Source organism: Mesorhizobium terrae (genome assembly GCF_008727715.1).
Lineage (GTDB): Bacteria > Pseudomonadota > Alphaproteobacteria > Rhizobiales > Rhizobiaceae > Mesorhizobium > Mesorhizobium terrae.
The window spans coordinates 2972895-2987961 of the sequence record NZ_CP044218.1 but is presented as its reverse complement, the minus strand read 5'-3'; the positions used below and the strand labels follow the sequence as shown (position 1 = coordinate 2987961).

The window sequence follows — 15067 nt, the reverse complement described above, 5'->3', positions numbered from 1 at the left end:
GGCTCTCCCCGCGCTCTGCTCAAGCGGCCTTGGCGACGGCGACCGGCCCGGCCAGCCGGAAGTGCTCGAGCGCGGCGCCGACGCCGGAACCCGGCGCCAGCTTCACGCCACAGTCACGCAGCGCCATTTCCGCCGCCGAGAGAGCGCCGCACACCATCACCTCGTTCAACCAGCCGAGATGGCCGATGCGGAACACCTTGCCCGCCACCTTGTTCAGGCCGACGCCAAGCGACGTCTGGTACTTGTGGTATGCGCGCTTGACGACTTCCGCGCTGTCGATGCCTTCCGGCACATGGATGGCGCTCACCGTGTCGGAATGCCATTTGCGCTCCTTGGCGCAGAGCTTCAGCCCCCAGGCATCGACCGCCTTGCGCACGCCTTCCGCGAGATGGTGATGACGGGCGAAGATCGCCTCCAGCCCTTCGGCCTCGATGAGATCGAGCGAGACGCGCAGGCCGCGCAACAGTTGCGTCGCCGGCGTGTAGGGGAAAAAGCCGTTGTCGTTGTTGCGGATCATGTCATCGAAGGAGAAATAGCAGCGGCGGCCCTTTGCGGTCTTGGCCGCTTCAAGTGCCTTCTGGCTGACCGAGAGGAACCCCAGGCCGGCCGGCAGCATGAAACCTTTCTGCGAGCCCGAGACGGCGCAGTCGACGCCCCACTCGTCCTGGCGGAAATCGATCGAGCCAATCGACGAGACACCGTCGACGAAGAGCAGCGCCGGATGGTTTGCCGCATCCAACCCCTTGCGCACGCCGGCGACATCGCTGGTCACGCCGGTCGCCGTCTCGTTATGCGTGCAGAACACCGCCTTGATACGGTGCTCCTTGTCCGCCGCGAGTCGCTCCGCATAGATCTCGACCGGCACGCCGGTGCCCCATTCGGTGTCGATGACGTCGACCTCGAGGCCGAGCCGCTCGGCCATGTCGACCCACAGATGCGAGAACTGGCCGAAACGCGACATCAGCACGCGGTCGCCAGGGCTGAGCGTGTTGGTCATCGCTGATTCCCAGGCGCCGGTGCCCGACGACGGGTAGATGAAGACGCGGCCGCTTTCGTTCTTGAACACCCGCTTCAACCCGGCGAACAGGCCAAGCGTCAGCTCGGGAAAGGTCGAGGCGCGCATATCCTCCATCGGCAGGTTCATGGCCTGCCGGACCTGCTCCGGAATGTTTGTCGGCCCTGGGATGAAGAGATGCGTGAAACCAGCCATGATGATCCTCCCGATCTGTCTGCGCCAACCCTTGCCAAGGCCGGCGGGCAATTCGGCGGGCTCCGCCGTGGGAAGAATAATCTTTTCCTGCCGCGCCTCTCACAACACCTGCCAAGGTGGAACCTTCCACCATCTAGCGTCGGCACAAACCTGCCTGCCGGGTAGGCCAAGCCCCTACCCGGATAGGCCGAACGCCACCCGGAACGCCGGCGATGCGAAGACAACGAAAAACGGCGGACCAAGGCCCGCCGTTCATCATGCTCGGAAAGCGCGAGATCGCTTAATCGATGTCGAAGGACACGCCCTGCGCCAGCGGCAGTGCCTTGGAATAATTCACCGTGTTGGTAGCGCGGCGCATATAGGCCTTCCAGGCGTCCGAGCCGCTCTCGCGACCGCCGCCGGTTTCCTTCTCGCCACCGAACGCACCGCCGATTTCGGCGCCGGAGGTGCCGATATTGACGTTGGCGATGCCGCAGTCGGAACCGTCGGCGCTGAGGAAGCGTTCCGATTCCTGCAGGTCGCGCGTGAAGATCGACGACGACAGGCCCGCGCCCACCGCATTGTGCAGGTCGAGCACCTGGTCGAAGTCGGAATATTTCATCACATAGAGGATCGGCGCGAAGGTCTCTTCCAGAACCGGGCCGGCCTGCTTCGGCATCTCGACCAGCGCCGGACGCACATAATAGGCATCCTTATGGCCGTTCTCGACGCGAGCGCCGCCGGTGATCTTGCCGCCATGCTCGCCGGCTTCCTTCAGTGCCTTCTGCATGCCGTCGAACGCCATCTTGTCGATCAGCGGGCCGACCAGCGACGAGGTTTCCAGCGGATTGCCGACCGAAACGCTCTCATAAGCCTTCTTCAGGCGCGGCACGAGCTGGTCATAGACGCTCTCATGCACGAACAGGCGGCGCAGCGTGGTGCAGCGCTGGCCGGCGGTGCCCATGGCGCCGAAGGCGATGGCGCGCAGCGCCATGTCGAGATCGGCCGACGGGCAGACGATGCCGGCATTGTTGCCGCCGAGTTCAAGCACGGCGCGCGCGAAACGCTTGGCCAGCCGCGGGCCGACCTCGCGACCCATGCGGGTCGAGCCGGTGGCCGAAACCAGCGCCACCTTGGGATTGTCGACCAGCACTTCGCCGATGCCGCGCTCACCGATCAGCACCGGTGCCAGATTGGCCGGCGCATCAGTGCCGAAGCGCTTGACGGCGCGTGCGAAGATCGCCTCGCAGGCGAGCGCGGTCAGCGGCGTCTTTTCGGACGGCTTCCACACCACGGAGTCGCCGCAAACCAGCGCCAGCGCCGCGTTCCACGACCACACGGCGACCGGGAAGTTAAAGGCCGAGATGACGCCGACGACGCCGAGCGGATGCCAGGTCTCCATCATGCGGTGGCCGGGGCGCTCGGTGGCGATGGTCAGGCCGTAGAGCTGGCGCGACAGGCCGACGGCGAAATCGCAGATGTCGATCATTTCCTGCACTTCGCCCAGACCCTCGGACGGGATCTTGCCGACCTCGATCGAAACCAGGCGGCCGAGCTCGGCCTTGTGGGCGCGCAGTTCTTCACCCAGCAGCCGCACCAGTTCGCCGCGCTTCGGACCGGGCACCAGGCGCCAGGCCTTGAAGGCCTCATGCGCGGCATCGATCGCCTTGCCGGCATCGGCCGCCGAAATCTGCTTCAGCGCCGCAAGCTGCTCGCCCGTCACCGGGCTGCGCACCACCAGATCGCCGCCCGAAAGGGCTTCCTTGGCAACGCCAAGTTTCGCGAGCAGTTCGGCGGTTTCCTTCGCAATCGTCATCGTCATCCCTTTCGAATTTGTGCTGATATGGCGACAGCAGCAGCCATCCGCCACCCCGCGGCTCCTCCTGCGCGGGTCTTTGGCGTGGCATTACCCGTTTCAGGGGCAAACCGCCACCCCGGCATGGTCCAAGCCTGTGGCAGTGACGATTGATCCAGTGAAAAACGATCCGAACGAATGATCGTGCCTTCGACCTAGCTGGCCTTTTCAGCCTTGCCTTGCGCGGCTTCCGCCTTCAATCGATCGAGATGCATGCGGATGTGGGCCGCTTCCGCCGCCGTATTGGCCAGCGCGATCGCCCTGTCGAAGGCGACACGCGCCTCCTCGTTGCGGCCAAGCTGCATCAACAGCCCGCCCTTCAGCCCGAAGAAATGGAAATAGCCGGAAAGCCGCTCGGCAAGCGGTTCGATCATGGCCAGCGCTTCCTCCGGCCCGCGCACCTTGGAGACGGCGACAGCGCGGTTCAGCGTTACCACCGGCGACGGCTGCATGCGCTCGAGCAGGCCGTAGAGCAGGTCGATTTCCTGCCAGTCCGTCTCCGCTGCCTTGGCCGCGCGGGCATGCAACGCGGCGATCGCGGCCTGCACCTGATAGGGGCCGGGCTTGCGGTGGCGCAGCGCCTTGTCGACGAGAGCCAAACCTTCCTCGATCATCTTGCGGTTCCACTGCGTGCGGTCCTGGTCCTCCAGAAGCACGATTTCGCCATTGGCGTCGAAACGCGCCGGCGCCCGCGCATGCTGCAGCAGCATCAGCGCCGTCAGGCCCATCACTTCCGCCTCGGTCTGGAACAGCCGCAGCAGCAAGCGGGCAAGCCGGATCGCTTCCTCGCATAGAGGCTCGCGCGCCGGCGCTTCGCTGCTGTTGGTGGAGTAACCTTCGTTGAAGACGAGATAGACCATCGCCATGACGGCGGCCAACCGCTCGGCCCGCTCCACCGCGCCCGGCGCCTCGAACGGCACGCCGGCATCCGCGATGCGCGCCTTGGCGCGGGTGATGCGCTGTTCCATGGCGCTTTCACCGACCAGGAACGCACGCGCTATCTGTTTCACCGAAAGGCCGGAAACGATGCGCAAGGCCACCGCGATCTGCTGGGTGGACGGCAGGTCCGGGTGGCAGCAGATGAACAACAGCCTCAGGATGTCGTCCCGGTAATGCGCGCCGTCCAGCCGCTCAGCGATGTCGGCTTCCGCATCCTCCAGATCGGAAACCTGGTCCTCGTCCGGCATCGCCGTCTGCTTGCTTCGCTTGCGCACCGCGTCGATGCCGCTGTTGCGGCCGACGAAGATCAGCCAGGCGGCGGGATCGCGCGGTGGTCCGTTCTGCGGCCAACTCTTCAAGGCGCGCAGGCATGCGTCCTGGAATGCTTCCTCCGCCGTATCGAGATCGCGGAAGTAGCGCAGCAACGCCCCCATCGCCTGCGGGCGCGCGGCGCTGATGGTGTTGCTGATCCAGGCGAGATCGCTCATACGGGAACCCTTACTCTGTCGAACATGGAAATCGGCCGGATCTCGTAGGATCCGCCGCTGGGATTGACGTCCGAAAGCTCCCGCGCGAAGTCCAGCGCCTCGTCGAGATTGTCGCAATCGATCGTATAGAAGCCGAGGAACTGCTCCTTGGTCTCGGCAAACGGCCCGTCGATGACCAGCGGCTCGCCCTTGACCTTGCGCAGCGTTGTGGCGGCGGTCGTCGGCAGGAGGCGCGCCACAGGGCCGAGTTTCCCGGCCTTGACGTACTTCTCCTGCACCTTCGACAGCTTGACCATGATCTCGTCGTCCTGCTCCTTGGTCCAGGTACCGACGACGTCTTCGGAGGCATAGCAGAGGACGGCGTAGAGCATTGCAAACCCTTTCTGTGTCTAAGGACGTAAGAGTTAGGTATTTCCCGACATTGCGTCGACAAAAAATCTGAAATTTCGGCGGCGCCGCGGGCGGCGTCCGCTCAGGCCTTGCCGCGCGTCACGGGGATGACATCCACGGCCTGCACGCCGGCCTGGCCGCCGGTCGTTTTCAGCACGCCGACGATCGGCGCGACATCGCCGTAATCGCGACCGTAACCAACGGTGATATGGTCGTTGGAGGCGCGCATGCCATTGGTCGGATCGAACTCCTGCCAGCCGGCTTCCCGCCCGCACCAGACCCTGACCCAGGCATGCATGGCGTCCGCCCCCTCCAGCCGCTCCTTGCCGGGCGGCGGAATGGTGCGCAGGAAGCCGCTGACATAGCCGGCCGGGATGCCCAGCCCTCGCAGGCCGGCAATCATGACATGCGAAAAGTCCTGGCAGACGCCGCGTTTCAGCGCGAAAGCGTCGGAGGCGCGCGTCTCTACGTCGGTCGCCGTGCCGTCATAGGTGAAATCCCGCCGGATGCGGTTGCAAAGCTCGGTAGCGGTGGCGATCGCCGAGCCGCTCGCGCTCACGCGTGCATAGGCGGTGATCGCGGCATCGAGGCCGGCATAGTCGGTCCCGGTCAGGAAATGGTGCGGCGCGTCCGGTCCCAGCGAGCGCACCGATCCGATCTCCAGCGCGAGCTGGTCGACATTGGGCGAAACATCCAGGCCGGGCTCGGGCCGTGTCACCGAGACACGCGCGCTCATATGCACGTCGAGTGTCCTGTGCGCTTCGCGGAAGGCGATGGCGGTGACGTTGGAGCCGAAGAAATCGTGGAAATCCGACCGCTCGCCAGGTTTGGGCGAAAACGACAACGACGCCGCCACGATGCGCTGGGTGCCGGTAAGGTTAGCCGGAAGCACCCGCACCAGATGCCGGCCGCCGCCGGCGGCGGCCTCGTAGTCGTAGTGCAGATTGAGGCGGATGTCGTAGAGCACCGGAGTCAGCCGAAATAGGCCTTGGCGAGGCTGTTATAGAGGCCGCCGATTTCCTCCGCCAGTTCGCCGAGCGCCTGGGTCGTCATGTCGGACGGCTCCTTGATGGCGAGCGCCGTGTTGAGCCTGAGCACCTCCTTGGCCGCCGGCGACATATGGCCACCGCTGCCCTCGGTCGGCAGCAGCCCGATTTCTTCCTTTAGCCGTTCCACCTGGAAGAAGATCGAGCGCGGATTGAGCGGATCGAGCGCAAGCAGATCGATGACCGTGCGCCGACCGGCCTGGACCGGATATTGGCGGCGATGGGTCATGACGCTGTCGCCGATCTCAAGCATCATGTCGAGCGCGCCTTCCGGCGCGTCGGCGCGTGTCAGCCTGGTCAGCATGCGCGCCATCTGGATGCCGCGCTCCAGCCGCCGCCCGATTTCCAGGAAGCGCCAACCGGTGAAACGGTACATGTTTTCGTGCAGCAGGCCGGAAAAGCCGGCCAGCTTGCGCAGGATCACCGTCATGGCGCGTGTCGCGTCGTCGCCGCGCGAAACGGTGGTCTCGAACAGATGCAGCGTCTTGGACAGGTCCTTCAGCGCCAGCCAGCCATCGGGCGAAAAGCGGTCGCGGATCTGGCCGGCGCTGTAGACGGCACTGTCCAGCATATCGAGCAGGCCTTGCGGTACCGGATCGGCGACATCGATGCCGATCGGGTCGAGATAGCCGCGCAGTTCGGCAAGCAGCGGCATGGCGGGATCGGAAGTCTCGGCCAGGCGCACGTGATAGGCGCGCAGGATGCGGGCGGTGTCCTCGGCCCGCTCGATGTAGCGGCCGAGCCATGTCAGGTTTTCCGCCGCCCTGCTGGGCAGGCTGCCGGGCACGGTGCGATCGAAGCCTTCGCTTTCGCGCGGGAACAATGTCTCGCGCTCCACCGGCTTGTCGCTCACCACCCAGACGTCCGCCGCCTGGCCGCCGCGCTGCATGGCGATCGCGGTCGGGTCGAGCGAGAAACCGACACGCGCGAAACCGCCCGGCATGACCGTCCAGCCGTTCGGGGTGCGGGCCAGGTAGACGCGAAGGCTGGCCGGGCGCGGTTCCAGCCGCCCGTCGACATAGACCGGCGTGGTCGAAAGCGTCACCGCCTCCTGGCCGACGAAATCGCCGCCCTCGACCTCGATCCGCATGGCGAGCGCGGCCCGCTCCTCTTCCGACAGCGCCGCGCCCAGCACGCTGGCCCCGTCATCCTCGAAGGCCAGCCGGGTCGACAGCGCCGGTCCGATCACCATCCTGTCGAGATTGGCCAGCACATGCGCGCGCTCCGCTCCCTGTCCGCACCACCAGGTCGCGACGCTCGGCAAGAGCAATTCTTCCCCGCCAAGCTCCTTGTGGATCTGCGGCAGGAAGGCCAACAGCGCACGCGTTTCCAGAAGCCCCGTGCCAAGCCCGTTGACCGCGGTCACCGCGCCTTGCCGCACGGCTTCGACCAGCCCCGGCGTGCCGATTTGCGAATCCGGCCGCAATTCGAGCGGGTCGGCGAAAGCCGCGTCCATGCGCCGCCACAGCACGGAGATCGGCACCAGCCCCGCCACCGTGCGCACCATCAACCGGCCGTTCGAGACGGTCAGGTCCTCGCCTTCCAAAAGCATGATGCCGAGATAGCGGGCGATATAGGCATGTTCGTAATAGGTCTCGTTGAGCGGTCCCGGCGTCAGGATCGCGACGCGCCCGCGCGAGGCTGCCGCCGTGGTGTTGAGCGCATCGCGGAAACGCCGGAAGAAACCGGCCAGCCGGTGCACATGCAGTTCGCCATAGAGTTCCGACAGCGCGCGCGTCGTGGCGACCCGGTTCTCCAGCGCGAAGCCGGCCCCCGACGGCGCCTGCATGCGGTCGCCCAGCACCCACCAGCGCCCGTCCGGCCCGCGGCCGAGTTCGAAGGCGCAGAAATGCAGGTAGTGCCCGCCGGCAGGCACGGTTCCTGCCAGCGGCCGCAGATATTCCGGACTGCTGGCGATCAGGCCGGGCGGCAGCAGGCCGCCCTCCACCAGCCTGTTCGGTCCGTAGATGTCGGCGGCGATCTTTTCGAAAAGGTCGGCGCGCTGGATCAGGCCGGCGCTGATTGCCGACCACTCCTTCTCCTCGATCAGCAGCGGCACATGCGCCAGCGGCCATTCGCGCTCGTTGGCGCCGGCCTTGTCATAGACGCGATAATAGACGCCGGCATCGCGCAGATATTGGTCAGCCCTGGCAAAGCGCTTGACGAGCTTTTCGGGACCGAGCGCCTCCAGCGAAGCGATGAACGGCTTCCACAACGGTCGCGGATTGCCGGCGGCATCCACCATCTCGTCGACAACGCCGTCGATCGGCCGATAGTGCTCAAGCAGGCTGTCTGCTTGGCCTGCCGCCCCGGTTCGCTGCTGATTCCCGCTCGCCATGATCGATCTAGAACGTCGGTTGCCGCTTGAGGTCAAGCCTTGTTGGCCAAAGGGTCTTTATATGTGCTCCGGCTCATTGATGATGGGCTGGGCCTAAACGTCGGGATGACAGCTGCCTTTCATTTGTCCGGCTCCTTGTGTAAAGCGAGACCAGCAAACTCCCAAGACGGGCAAAAAGCCATGGACAAGTTCACCAAGCTCACCGGCGTTGCGGCGCCCCTGCCGATCGTCAATGTCGACACCGACATGATTATCCCCAAGGATTATCTCAAGACGATCAAGCGCACGGGCCTGGCCAAGGGACTTTTCGCCGAAATGCGCTTCAACGAGGACGGCTCGGAAAACCCCGATTTCGTGCTCAACAAGCCGGCCTACCGCAAGGCGCAGATCCTGGTCGCCGGCGACAATTTCGGTTGCGGCTCCTCGCGCGAGCATGCGCCTTGGGCGTTGCTCGACTTCGGCATCCGCTGCGTGATCTCGACCTCGTTCGCCGACATCTTCTACAACAACTGCTTCAAGAACGGCATTCTGCCGATCACGGTCAGCCAGGAAGATCTCGACAAATTGATGGACGACGCCGAACGCGGCGCCAACGCCACCCTCTCGGTCGACCTCGAAGCCAAGGAAATCCGTGGCCCGGATGGCGGCGTCGTCACCTTCGACCTCGACGATTTCAAGCGCCACTGCCTGCTCAACGGTCTCGACGACATCGGCCTGACCATGGAAAAGGCCGGCGCCATCGCCAGCTTCGAGCAGCGCAACGCCGCCGAGCGCCCCTGGGCCTGAACCGGCGTTCGTCGCCTTCCGGCAGTTTTCTGTCGGCGCTTTTCCTTGCCGGCGGCCAGGCCCCTAGCCCGGCCGCCGAGACGGACTGAGATCAGACCCCGTGATTTGGTCTGATCCGTGGCAGCGGAGCGTTCCGTTGCCGTTCAACGGGAGATGCCGTGATGGGATTGCTAACGCGATTGTCGGCCGCCGCTCTTGTCTCGGCCAGTCTTTGCGGGATGGCGATGGCGCAGCAGGCGCCGGCGACGACGGAGGCTCCCGCCGCGACAGCCAATCCGGCACCGGCGGACAATGCAGCGCCTGATGCCGGCGACAAACAGGCGCCTATCCCCTTCGAGGGCGGCAGCTTCACCGTCACCGAAACTCCCGATTCCGACAAGATCCTGGCCTTCGACGGCAAGGAAGTCGCGCGCAACTACGACGTCTTCTTCGACAAGATCGTGAAGGTGGGCGGCATCAATGTCGCCCTCTTCGCAGCCGGACCGGGCGGCAACCAGTGCGGGCCCGACACGGTGATTGCCTGGAAACCGGAGGGCGGCACGCTGCAATCGGTCACCGTCGACCAGAACGACTGCGGCGCGCCACCGACCTCCGTCGCCGACGATGCGCTCTATTTCGTCCCCTACCTGCTTCCCGGCGATTCCGGCGATGCGCTGAAGTGGACACCGCAGGATGGACTGCTGATCGCCGGTCGGCTGAGCTACACGCCGCAGCCGAACACCGGCTGGGGCGACATCGATGCCTCAAAATACCAGAACATCATCGACGCCTTCCACAATGAGGCCGTCTACAAGGCCGCCGAGAAACTGCTCGGCGATAAGATGAGCGACGTCGCGACCAGCCTGCTGGTCGGTGGCGGCACGGAAAAGACGCCGTCCGGCGCCTTCTACGCCACCGGCTGCGTGCCGCATGCGTGCGGCGGCAGCGACGGCTTCATGGCGGTCGACGCCAACAACAAGGCGCTCTATTTCGCCCAGCAGTCCGACAAGCCGGAACCGAACGCCTGGCCGCCGCTGACGGAATGGCCCAATGAGATGAAGGACGCCCTCAAGAAGGCGTTCGAACAGCCGCAGTAATCACCCTGTCAGGGGTCGATGGATCAGGAGCAGTTCAATGCGCAGATTGATTTCGACGGGTTCGCCCTTCGAAAAGACCGCGGGCTATTCGCGCGCCGTCGTCCAGGGTGACTGGTGCTTCGTCGCCGGCACCACCGGCTACGATTACACCACCATGACCATGCCAGACACGGTCGAGGCGCAGGCCCGCAACTGTCTCGAGACCATTTCCGGCGCGCTGAAACAGGGCGGCTTCGAACTGGCCGACGTCGTGCGTGCCCACTACTACATCACCGACCAGAACGACGTGGACAAGGTGTTCCCCATCCTCGGCGAATATTTCGGCGACATCCGCCCGGCCGCCACCATGGTCGTGTGCCTGCTCAACAAGCCGGAAATGAAGATCGAGGTCGAGGTCACCGCGCTGCGCCGCGGCGCCACCGGCCTGTGACGGTCAAGCGCATCGTCGCCAACATCGCCACGGCCGACACCGCCACGGCCCGGCGCTTCTACGGTGACGTTCTCGGCCTCGATCTGGTCATGGACCATGGCTGGATCGCCACCTACGGCTCGAACGAGCGCATGACGGTGCAGATCTCCTTTGCCGAACAGGGCGGCGCCGGCACGCCGGTGCCGGATATTTCCATCGAGGTCGACGATGTCGATACCGTTTTGGCCGGTATGAAGCAGGCCGGTTTTACCGTCGAATACGGCCCCATAGACGAGCCCTGGGGCGTGCGCCGTTTCTTCGTGCGCGACCCGTTCGGGCGGCTGGTCAACATCCTGGAACACCGCTGAGGTCGTTTCCATAAGCCTGGGCTGACGGCTCTCGCCAAACGCGGACTTGCGCAGACGCTGCGGCAACGCTAGCAAGACCGCGGTTCACGGCACTTTTCCAGGACGGTCTCCATGGCTTCGAAAAATCTCTTCCTCCTCCCCGGCGACGGCATCGGCCCCGAGGCCATGGCGGAAGTGAAAAAACTGATCGTCGCCATGAACGAGAAGCTCGGCTCCGGTTTCGTCACCGACGAAGGCCTGGTCGGCGGTTCGGCCTATGACGCGCATGGCGCGGCGATCTCCGATGCCGACATGGAAAAGGCGATGGCGGCGGACGCCGTGCTGTTCGGCGCCGTCGGCGGCCCGAAATGGGATAGCGTGCCTTACGAGGTTCGCCCCGAGGCCGGCCTGTTGCGCCTGCGCAAGGACATGGAACTCTTCGCCAATCTGCGCCCGGCGATCTGCTATCCCGCGCTCGCCGCCTCCTCCTCGCTCAAGCAGGAAGTGGTCGAGGGCCTCGACATCCTGATCGTGCGCGAACTGACCGGCGGCGTCTATTTCGGTGAGCCCAAGCAGATCATCGACCTCGGCAATGGCCAGAAGCGCGGCATCGACACGCAGGTCTACGACACGTTCGAGATCGAACGCATCTCGGGCGTCGCCTTCGAGCTTGCCCGCACCCGCAAGAACCATGTGACGTCGATGGAAAAGCGCAACGTCATGAAGTCGGGCGTCTTGTGGAACGAGGTCGTCACCGCCACGCACAAGGCCAAGTATTCCGACGTCAAGCTCGACCACATGCTGGCCGACGCCGGCGGCATGCAGCTGGTGCGCTGGCCCAAGCAGTTCGACGTCATCGTCACCGACAACCTGTTCGGCGACATGCTGTCTGACGTTGCCGCCATGCTGACCGGCTCGCTCGGCATGCTGCCTTCGGCGTCGCTCGGTGCACCCGATGCCCGTACGGCCAAGCGCAAGGCGCTCTACGAGCCGGTGCATGGCTCGGCCCCCGACATTGCCGGCAAGGGCATCGCCAACCCGATCGCCATGATCGCCTCCTTCGCCATGTGCCTGCGTTATTCCTTCAACATGGTCGCCGAGGCCGATCGTCTGGAGGCTGCCATCGCCGCGGTGCTCGACGACGGCCTGCGCACCAGGGACATTATGTCGGAAGGCAAGACCGAAATCGGCACCGTTGCCATGGGCGATGCCATCATCGCCAAGTTCTTCGGTTAGCCGCATGGTCTCGGGCCGCGACCCAGCCCAGCCGGTCGGCGTGCTTGCCCGGCTGGCAAGCGCGCTGGGTCGAGGCGACGAGAAGCCAAACCAGGAACTGGCCGCCGCTCTGGCCGCAAGTGGCAATGGCGACGACATAGCCGTCCTCGCGCACGCGCTGGCGACCGCAGCCAAACCGGTTCGCCACGATGCCATCAAGGTGCTCTACGAGATCGGCGCACTGCGGCCCGACCTGATCGCGCCGCACGCGCAAGCCCTCCTGACCGCACTGAAGAGCCGTGACAACCGCATCGTCTGGGGCGCCTTGACGGCGCTGGACACCTTGGCCGCGACCGCGCCGGAGTTGATTGCGGCCCATTTGCCCGACATCCTCGATGCCGCCGACCAAGGCAGCGTGATCGCCAAGGACAAGGCGGTTTCCATGCTGGCGACGCTCGCCGCCAACGGCAATTCCTTCGCCTGGGACAGGCTGCTCGCCATCCTGCGCACCAGCGCGGACAACCAGACGCCGATGTACGCCGAACAGGCGCTGCGTGCCGCCCCGATGCAAAACGTCGAGGCCCTGGCCGAAGTGGTAGGGGCACGTGCCGGCTCTATTCCGCAATCGGCCAAGCGGACCCGGCTGGAAAAAGTGCTGCGCCGGCTCGCCACGCTCAAGGCGAAGTGACACTGCGCCTGAAAAGCCCGGCCACGCCCTTCGCAGCCCGTCGGCCCGCCAGGCGCTAGCAGCCGCATAAATCATCCCGGAAAAAAACGCCGACGTTCTTGCAACCGACATTGGATACTGTAGATTGAACCGATCCAATCATTGGTTTTCCACGGAGGAGCAGCATGCCGATCAGCGCACTGGTATGGGGCGAAAACGTTCATGAGCAGACCAGCCGGGTCGTCGCCGGCCTCTATCCGCTCGGCATGCATGGCACCATCGCGGCGGCCCTCAACCAGGACAAGGACATCAAGGCCGGGACCGTCGTCCTGCAGGATCCCGAACACGGCCTGACCGAGGAACGCCTGGCCAAGACCGATGTGCTCGTCTGGTGGGGCCATGCCGCGCACGGCAAGGTCGAGGACGCCATCGTCGAACGCGTCCAGAAGCGCGTCTGGGAAGGCATGGGCCTGATCGTGCTGCATTCCGGGCATTTCTCGAAAATCTTCAAGCGGTTGATGGGCACGCCCTGCTCGCTGAAATGGCGCGAGGCCGGCGAGCGCGAGCGCATCTGGGTGGTCAACCGCAACCACCCCATCGCCAAGGGACTTGGCGAATGCATCGAACTGCCCAACGAGGAAATGTACGGCGAACCCTTCACCGTGCCGGAGCCGATGGAGACCGTTTTCGTTTCCTGGTTCGAGGGCGGCGAAGTGTTCCGCTCCGGCCTCACCTATCAACGCGGCGCCGGGCGCATCTTCTATTTCCGGCCCGGCCACGAGACCTATCCCACCTACCATCATCCCGACGTGCACACGGTGCTGCGCAACGCCGTGCATTGGGCCCACAATCCGATGCCCGCCTGGACGGCGGTGACGGACGCACCGAATGTGCCGATTTCGGCCGCCAGGGAACCGCTGGTGGAGAAGGGGCCGAAACTGCACAAGGATGGCGAAGAGGGCCTGCGCTGATGCGCCGCCTGCTCCTGCTCGGCACCGGCGGCATTGCCGGCCAGCACATGGAAGAGTTCGGCCAGCTGTCGGAATGCCGGATCGTCGCCTGCGCCGACGCCCTGCCCGGCCGTGCCGCCGCTTACGCGGAAAAGAACGGCATCGCCCACGCCTTCGATGGCCTGGACGCAGCCCTTGCCTGGGGCGAGTTCGACGCCGCCATCAACGCCACCCCGGACGGCGTCCACAAGGACACCACGCTGCAGCTGATCGCCGCCGGCAAGCATGTGTTCTGCGAGAAACCGCTGGCGCCCAACCATGCCGACGCGCTGGAGATGACGGAAGCGGCCGAGCGCGCCGGCCTCGTCAACATGGTCAACCTCACCTATCGCAACTCGCCCGCCCTGCAGCTGGCCCGCCAGATGGTCGAGGCCGGCGAGCTCGGCGACCTGCGCCATGTCGAGGCGAGCTACCGGCAGAGCTGGCTGGTCGGCAAGGCCTGGGGCGATTGGCGCACCATGGACCAGTGGCTGTGGCGACTGTCGAGCGAACACGGCTCGACCGGTGTATTGGGCGATGTCGGCATCCACATTCTCGACTTCGCCACCTATGGCGCCGCCGACGGCATCGCCAGCCTCAATGCCGAACTGGTCACCTTCCCGAAGGCCGAGGGCGACCGGATCGGCAAATACCGGCTCGACGCCAATGACAGCGTGGCGATGACCGCGCGCTTCGGTTCGGGCGCGCTGGCCACCATCCTGGCCACCCGCTACGCCACCGGCCACCTCAACGATCTGGAACTCAAGCTGCACGGCACCAAGGGTGCGCTGTGGGTCGAGACCAATGGCAAGACCTCGTCGCTCAAGGGTTGTTTCGGCAAGGATATCGACGACGCCGTCTGGCGTGACATCGCCCTTAAGGAGACCAGGCGCAACGCCCGCCGCTTCATCGATGCGCTCACTTCCGGCATCAACGGCGACCCGTCCTTTCGCCGCGCCGCCGACATGCAGAAGCTGATCGACGCAGCCTTTGTGAGCAGTGCCGACAAGCAACCGGTCGCGATCGGTTGATCTCGCCATATGGCGGCGAAACGACGCCATCCGATGTGATGACACACGCGGGTCGGCGCCTGTCGGCTAAGAAATAATCCTGTCTATCCAATGCCTTGGTCGAACAGATCAGGAAAATTCATCGAAATCGAACTCACACCCTTTCGGCCTGCCGCATCCTTGCGCCTGAAAGCCGTCCTCAAGGGAACCTGGTGCGCACCGGGTATCAGGGAGGACGTCGGTGCCGGACTGGCAGCGCTAACGGTGGCGCTGTCTGGTGACGAGCCCTAAGTCCGGGCCCTGGAAAAACCCGGCCGCCGAAA

Annotated in this window: 14 protein-coding genes; 8 read left to right on the top strand and 6 right to left on the bottom strand. The window is 65.1% G+C overall.

The window, feature by feature from the left end; genetic code table 11:
- Positions 1-19: 19 nt before the first annotated feature.
- From FZF13_RS15745 to FZF13_RS15720, 6 genes are all read right to left on the bottom strand, one after another.
- Positions 20-1210: an aminotransferase class V-fold PLP-dependent enzyme gene (locus tag FZF13_RS15745; RefSeq protein ID WP_024925735.1), complete on the bottom strand. Its 1191-nt coding sequence runs from the start codon at positions 1208-1210 to the stop codon at positions 20-22.
- Positions 1211-1490: 280 nt separating this feature from the next.
- Entirely contained in the window at positions 1491-3005 is a 1515-nt protein-coding gene (gene amaB, locus FZF13_RS15740; RefSeq protein WP_024925736.1) for an L-piperidine-6-carboxylate dehydrogenase, read from the bottom strand.
- Positions 3006-3199: 194 nt separating this feature from the next.
- A complete protein-coding gene (locus FZF13_RS15735) occupies positions 3200-4471 on the bottom strand; it encodes an RNA polymerase sigma factor (RefSeq protein WP_024925737.1) in 1272 nt (423 codons plus the stop codon).
- Positions 4468-4842 (bottom strand): YciI family protein, encoded by a 375-nt coding sequence (locus FZF13_RS15730; protein WP_024925738.1) that lies wholly within the window; start codon positions 4840-4842, stop codon positions 4468-4470. The genes FZF13_RS15735 and FZF13_RS15730 overlap by 4 nt, the downstream gene beginning before the upstream one ends.
- 101 nt (positions 4843-4943) lie before the next feature.
- Positions 4944-5828, bottom strand: a complete 885-nt coding sequence (locus FZF13_RS15725; RefSeq protein ID WP_024925739.1) for a transglutaminase family protein — start codon at positions 5826-5828, stop codon at positions 4944-4946.
- A 5-nt stretch (positions 5829-5833) separates the two neighbouring features.
- Positions 5834-8245 (bottom strand): circularly permuted type 2 ATP-grasp protein, encoded by a 2412-nt coding sequence (locus FZF13_RS15720; RefSeq protein ID WP_024925740.1) that lies wholly within the window; start codon positions 8243-8245, stop codon positions 5834-5836.
- 180 nt (positions 8246-8425) lie between these two features.
- On the opposite strand from FZF13_RS15720, the gene leuD reads away from it, so the two are divergent.
- From leuD to FZF13_RS15680, 8 genes are all read left to right on the top strand, one after another.
- The gene (gene leuD, locus FZF13_RS15715; protein WP_024925741.1) at positions 8426-9031 is read left to right on the top strand and encodes a 3-isopropylmalate dehydratase small subunit; all 606 of its coding nucleotides are present in this window, start codon (positions 8426-8428) and stop codon (positions 9029-9031) included.
- A 161-nt stretch (positions 9032-9192) separates the two neighbouring features.
- On the top strand, positions 9193-10107 hold the full coding sequence (locus FZF13_RS15710) for a hypothetical protein (RefSeq protein WP_051504767.1): 915 nt from the start codon (positions 9193-9195) through the stop codon (positions 10105-10107).
- Between the two features lie 37 nt (positions 10108-10144).
- Positions 10145-10537, top strand: coding sequence for a RidA family protein (locus FZF13_RS15705; RefSeq protein ID WP_024925743.1), 393 nt, complete (start codon positions 10145-10147; stop codon positions 10535-10537).
- Positions 10534-10884, top strand: a complete 351-nt coding sequence (locus tag FZF13_RS15700; protein WP_024925744.1) for a glyoxalase superfamily protein — start codon at positions 10534-10536, stop codon at positions 10882-10884. Before FZF13_RS15705 ends, FZF13_RS15700 begins: the two co-directional genes overlap by 4 nt.
- A 111-nt stretch (positions 10885-10995) precedes the next feature.
- Positions 10996-12099, top strand: a complete 1104-nt coding sequence (gene leuB, locus FZF13_RS15695) for a 3-isopropylmalate dehydrogenase (RefSeq protein WP_024925745.1) — start codon at positions 10996-10998, stop codon at positions 12097-12099.
- Between the two features lie 4 nt (positions 12100-12103).
- Entirely contained in the window at positions 12104-12766 is a 663-nt protein-coding gene (locus tag FZF13_RS15690; RefSeq protein ID WP_024925746.1) for a hypothetical protein, read from the top strand.
- Between the two features lie 164 nt (positions 12767-12930).
- On the top strand, positions 12931-13716 hold the full coding sequence (locus tag FZF13_RS15685; protein WP_024925747.1) for a ThuA domain-containing protein: 786 nt from the start codon (positions 12931-12933) through the stop codon (positions 13714-13716).
- Positions 13716-14765 carry a Gfo/Idh/MocA family protein gene (locus FZF13_RS15680; RefSeq protein WP_024925748.1) on the top strand — a complete coding sequence of 350 codons (1050 nt, stop codon included), beginning with the start codon at positions 13716-13718 and terminating at the stop codon, positions 14763-14765. The genes FZF13_RS15685 and FZF13_RS15680 overlap by 1 nt, the downstream gene beginning before the upstream one ends.
- Positions 14766-15067: the final 302 nt, after the last annotated feature.

Excerpts from the sequence above, each read along its gene's own strand:
- FZF13_RS15745 (WP_024925735.1), bottom strand. The coding sequence starts at position 1,210 with ATGGCTGGTTTCACGCATCTCTTCATCCCAGGGCCGACAAACATTCCG.
- amaB (WP_024925736.1), bottom strand. The coding sequence starts at position 3,005 with ATGACGATTGCGAAGGAAACCGCCGAACTGCTCGCGAAACTTGGCGTT.
- FZF13_RS15735 (WP_024925737.1), bottom strand. The coding sequence starts at position 4,471 with ATGAGCGATCTCGCCTGGATCAGCAACACCATCAGCGCCGCGCGCCCG.
- FZF13_RS15730 (WP_024925738.1), bottom strand. The coding sequence starts at position 4,842 with ATGCTCTACGCCGTCCTCTGCTATGCCTCCGAAGACGTCGTCGGTACC.
- FZF13_RS15720 (WP_024925740.1), bottom strand. The coding sequence starts at position 8,245 with ATGGCGAGCGGGAATCAGCAGCGAACCGGGGCGGCAGGCCAAGCAGAC.
- leuD (WP_024925741.1), top strand. The coding sequence starts at position 8,426 with ATGGACAAGTTCACCAAGCTCACCGGCGTTGCGGCGCCCCTGCCGATC.
- FZF13_RS15710 (WP_051504767.1), top strand. The coding sequence starts at position 9,193 with ATGGGATTGCTAACGCGATTGTCGGCCGCCGCTCTTGTCTCGGCCAGT.
- FZF13_RS15705 (WP_024925743.1), top strand. The coding sequence starts at position 10,145 with ATGCGCAGATTGATTTCGACGGGTTCGCCCTTCGAAAAGACCGCGGGC.
- leuB (WP_024925745.1), top strand. The coding sequence starts at position 10,996 with ATGGCTTCGAAAAATCTCTTCCTCCTCCCCGGCGACGGCATCGGCCCC.
- FZF13_RS15690 (WP_024925746.1), top strand. The coding sequence starts at position 12,104 with ATGGTCTCGGGCCGCGACCCAGCCCAGCCGGTCGGCGTGCTTGCCCGG.
- FZF13_RS15685 (WP_024925747.1), top strand. The coding sequence starts at position 12,931 with ATGCCGATCAGCGCACTGGTATGGGGCGAAAACGTTCATGAGCAGACC.
- FZF13_RS15680 (WP_024925748.1), top strand. The coding sequence starts at position 13,716 with ATGCGCCGCCTGCTCCTGCTCGGCACCGGCGGCATTGCCGGCCAGCAC.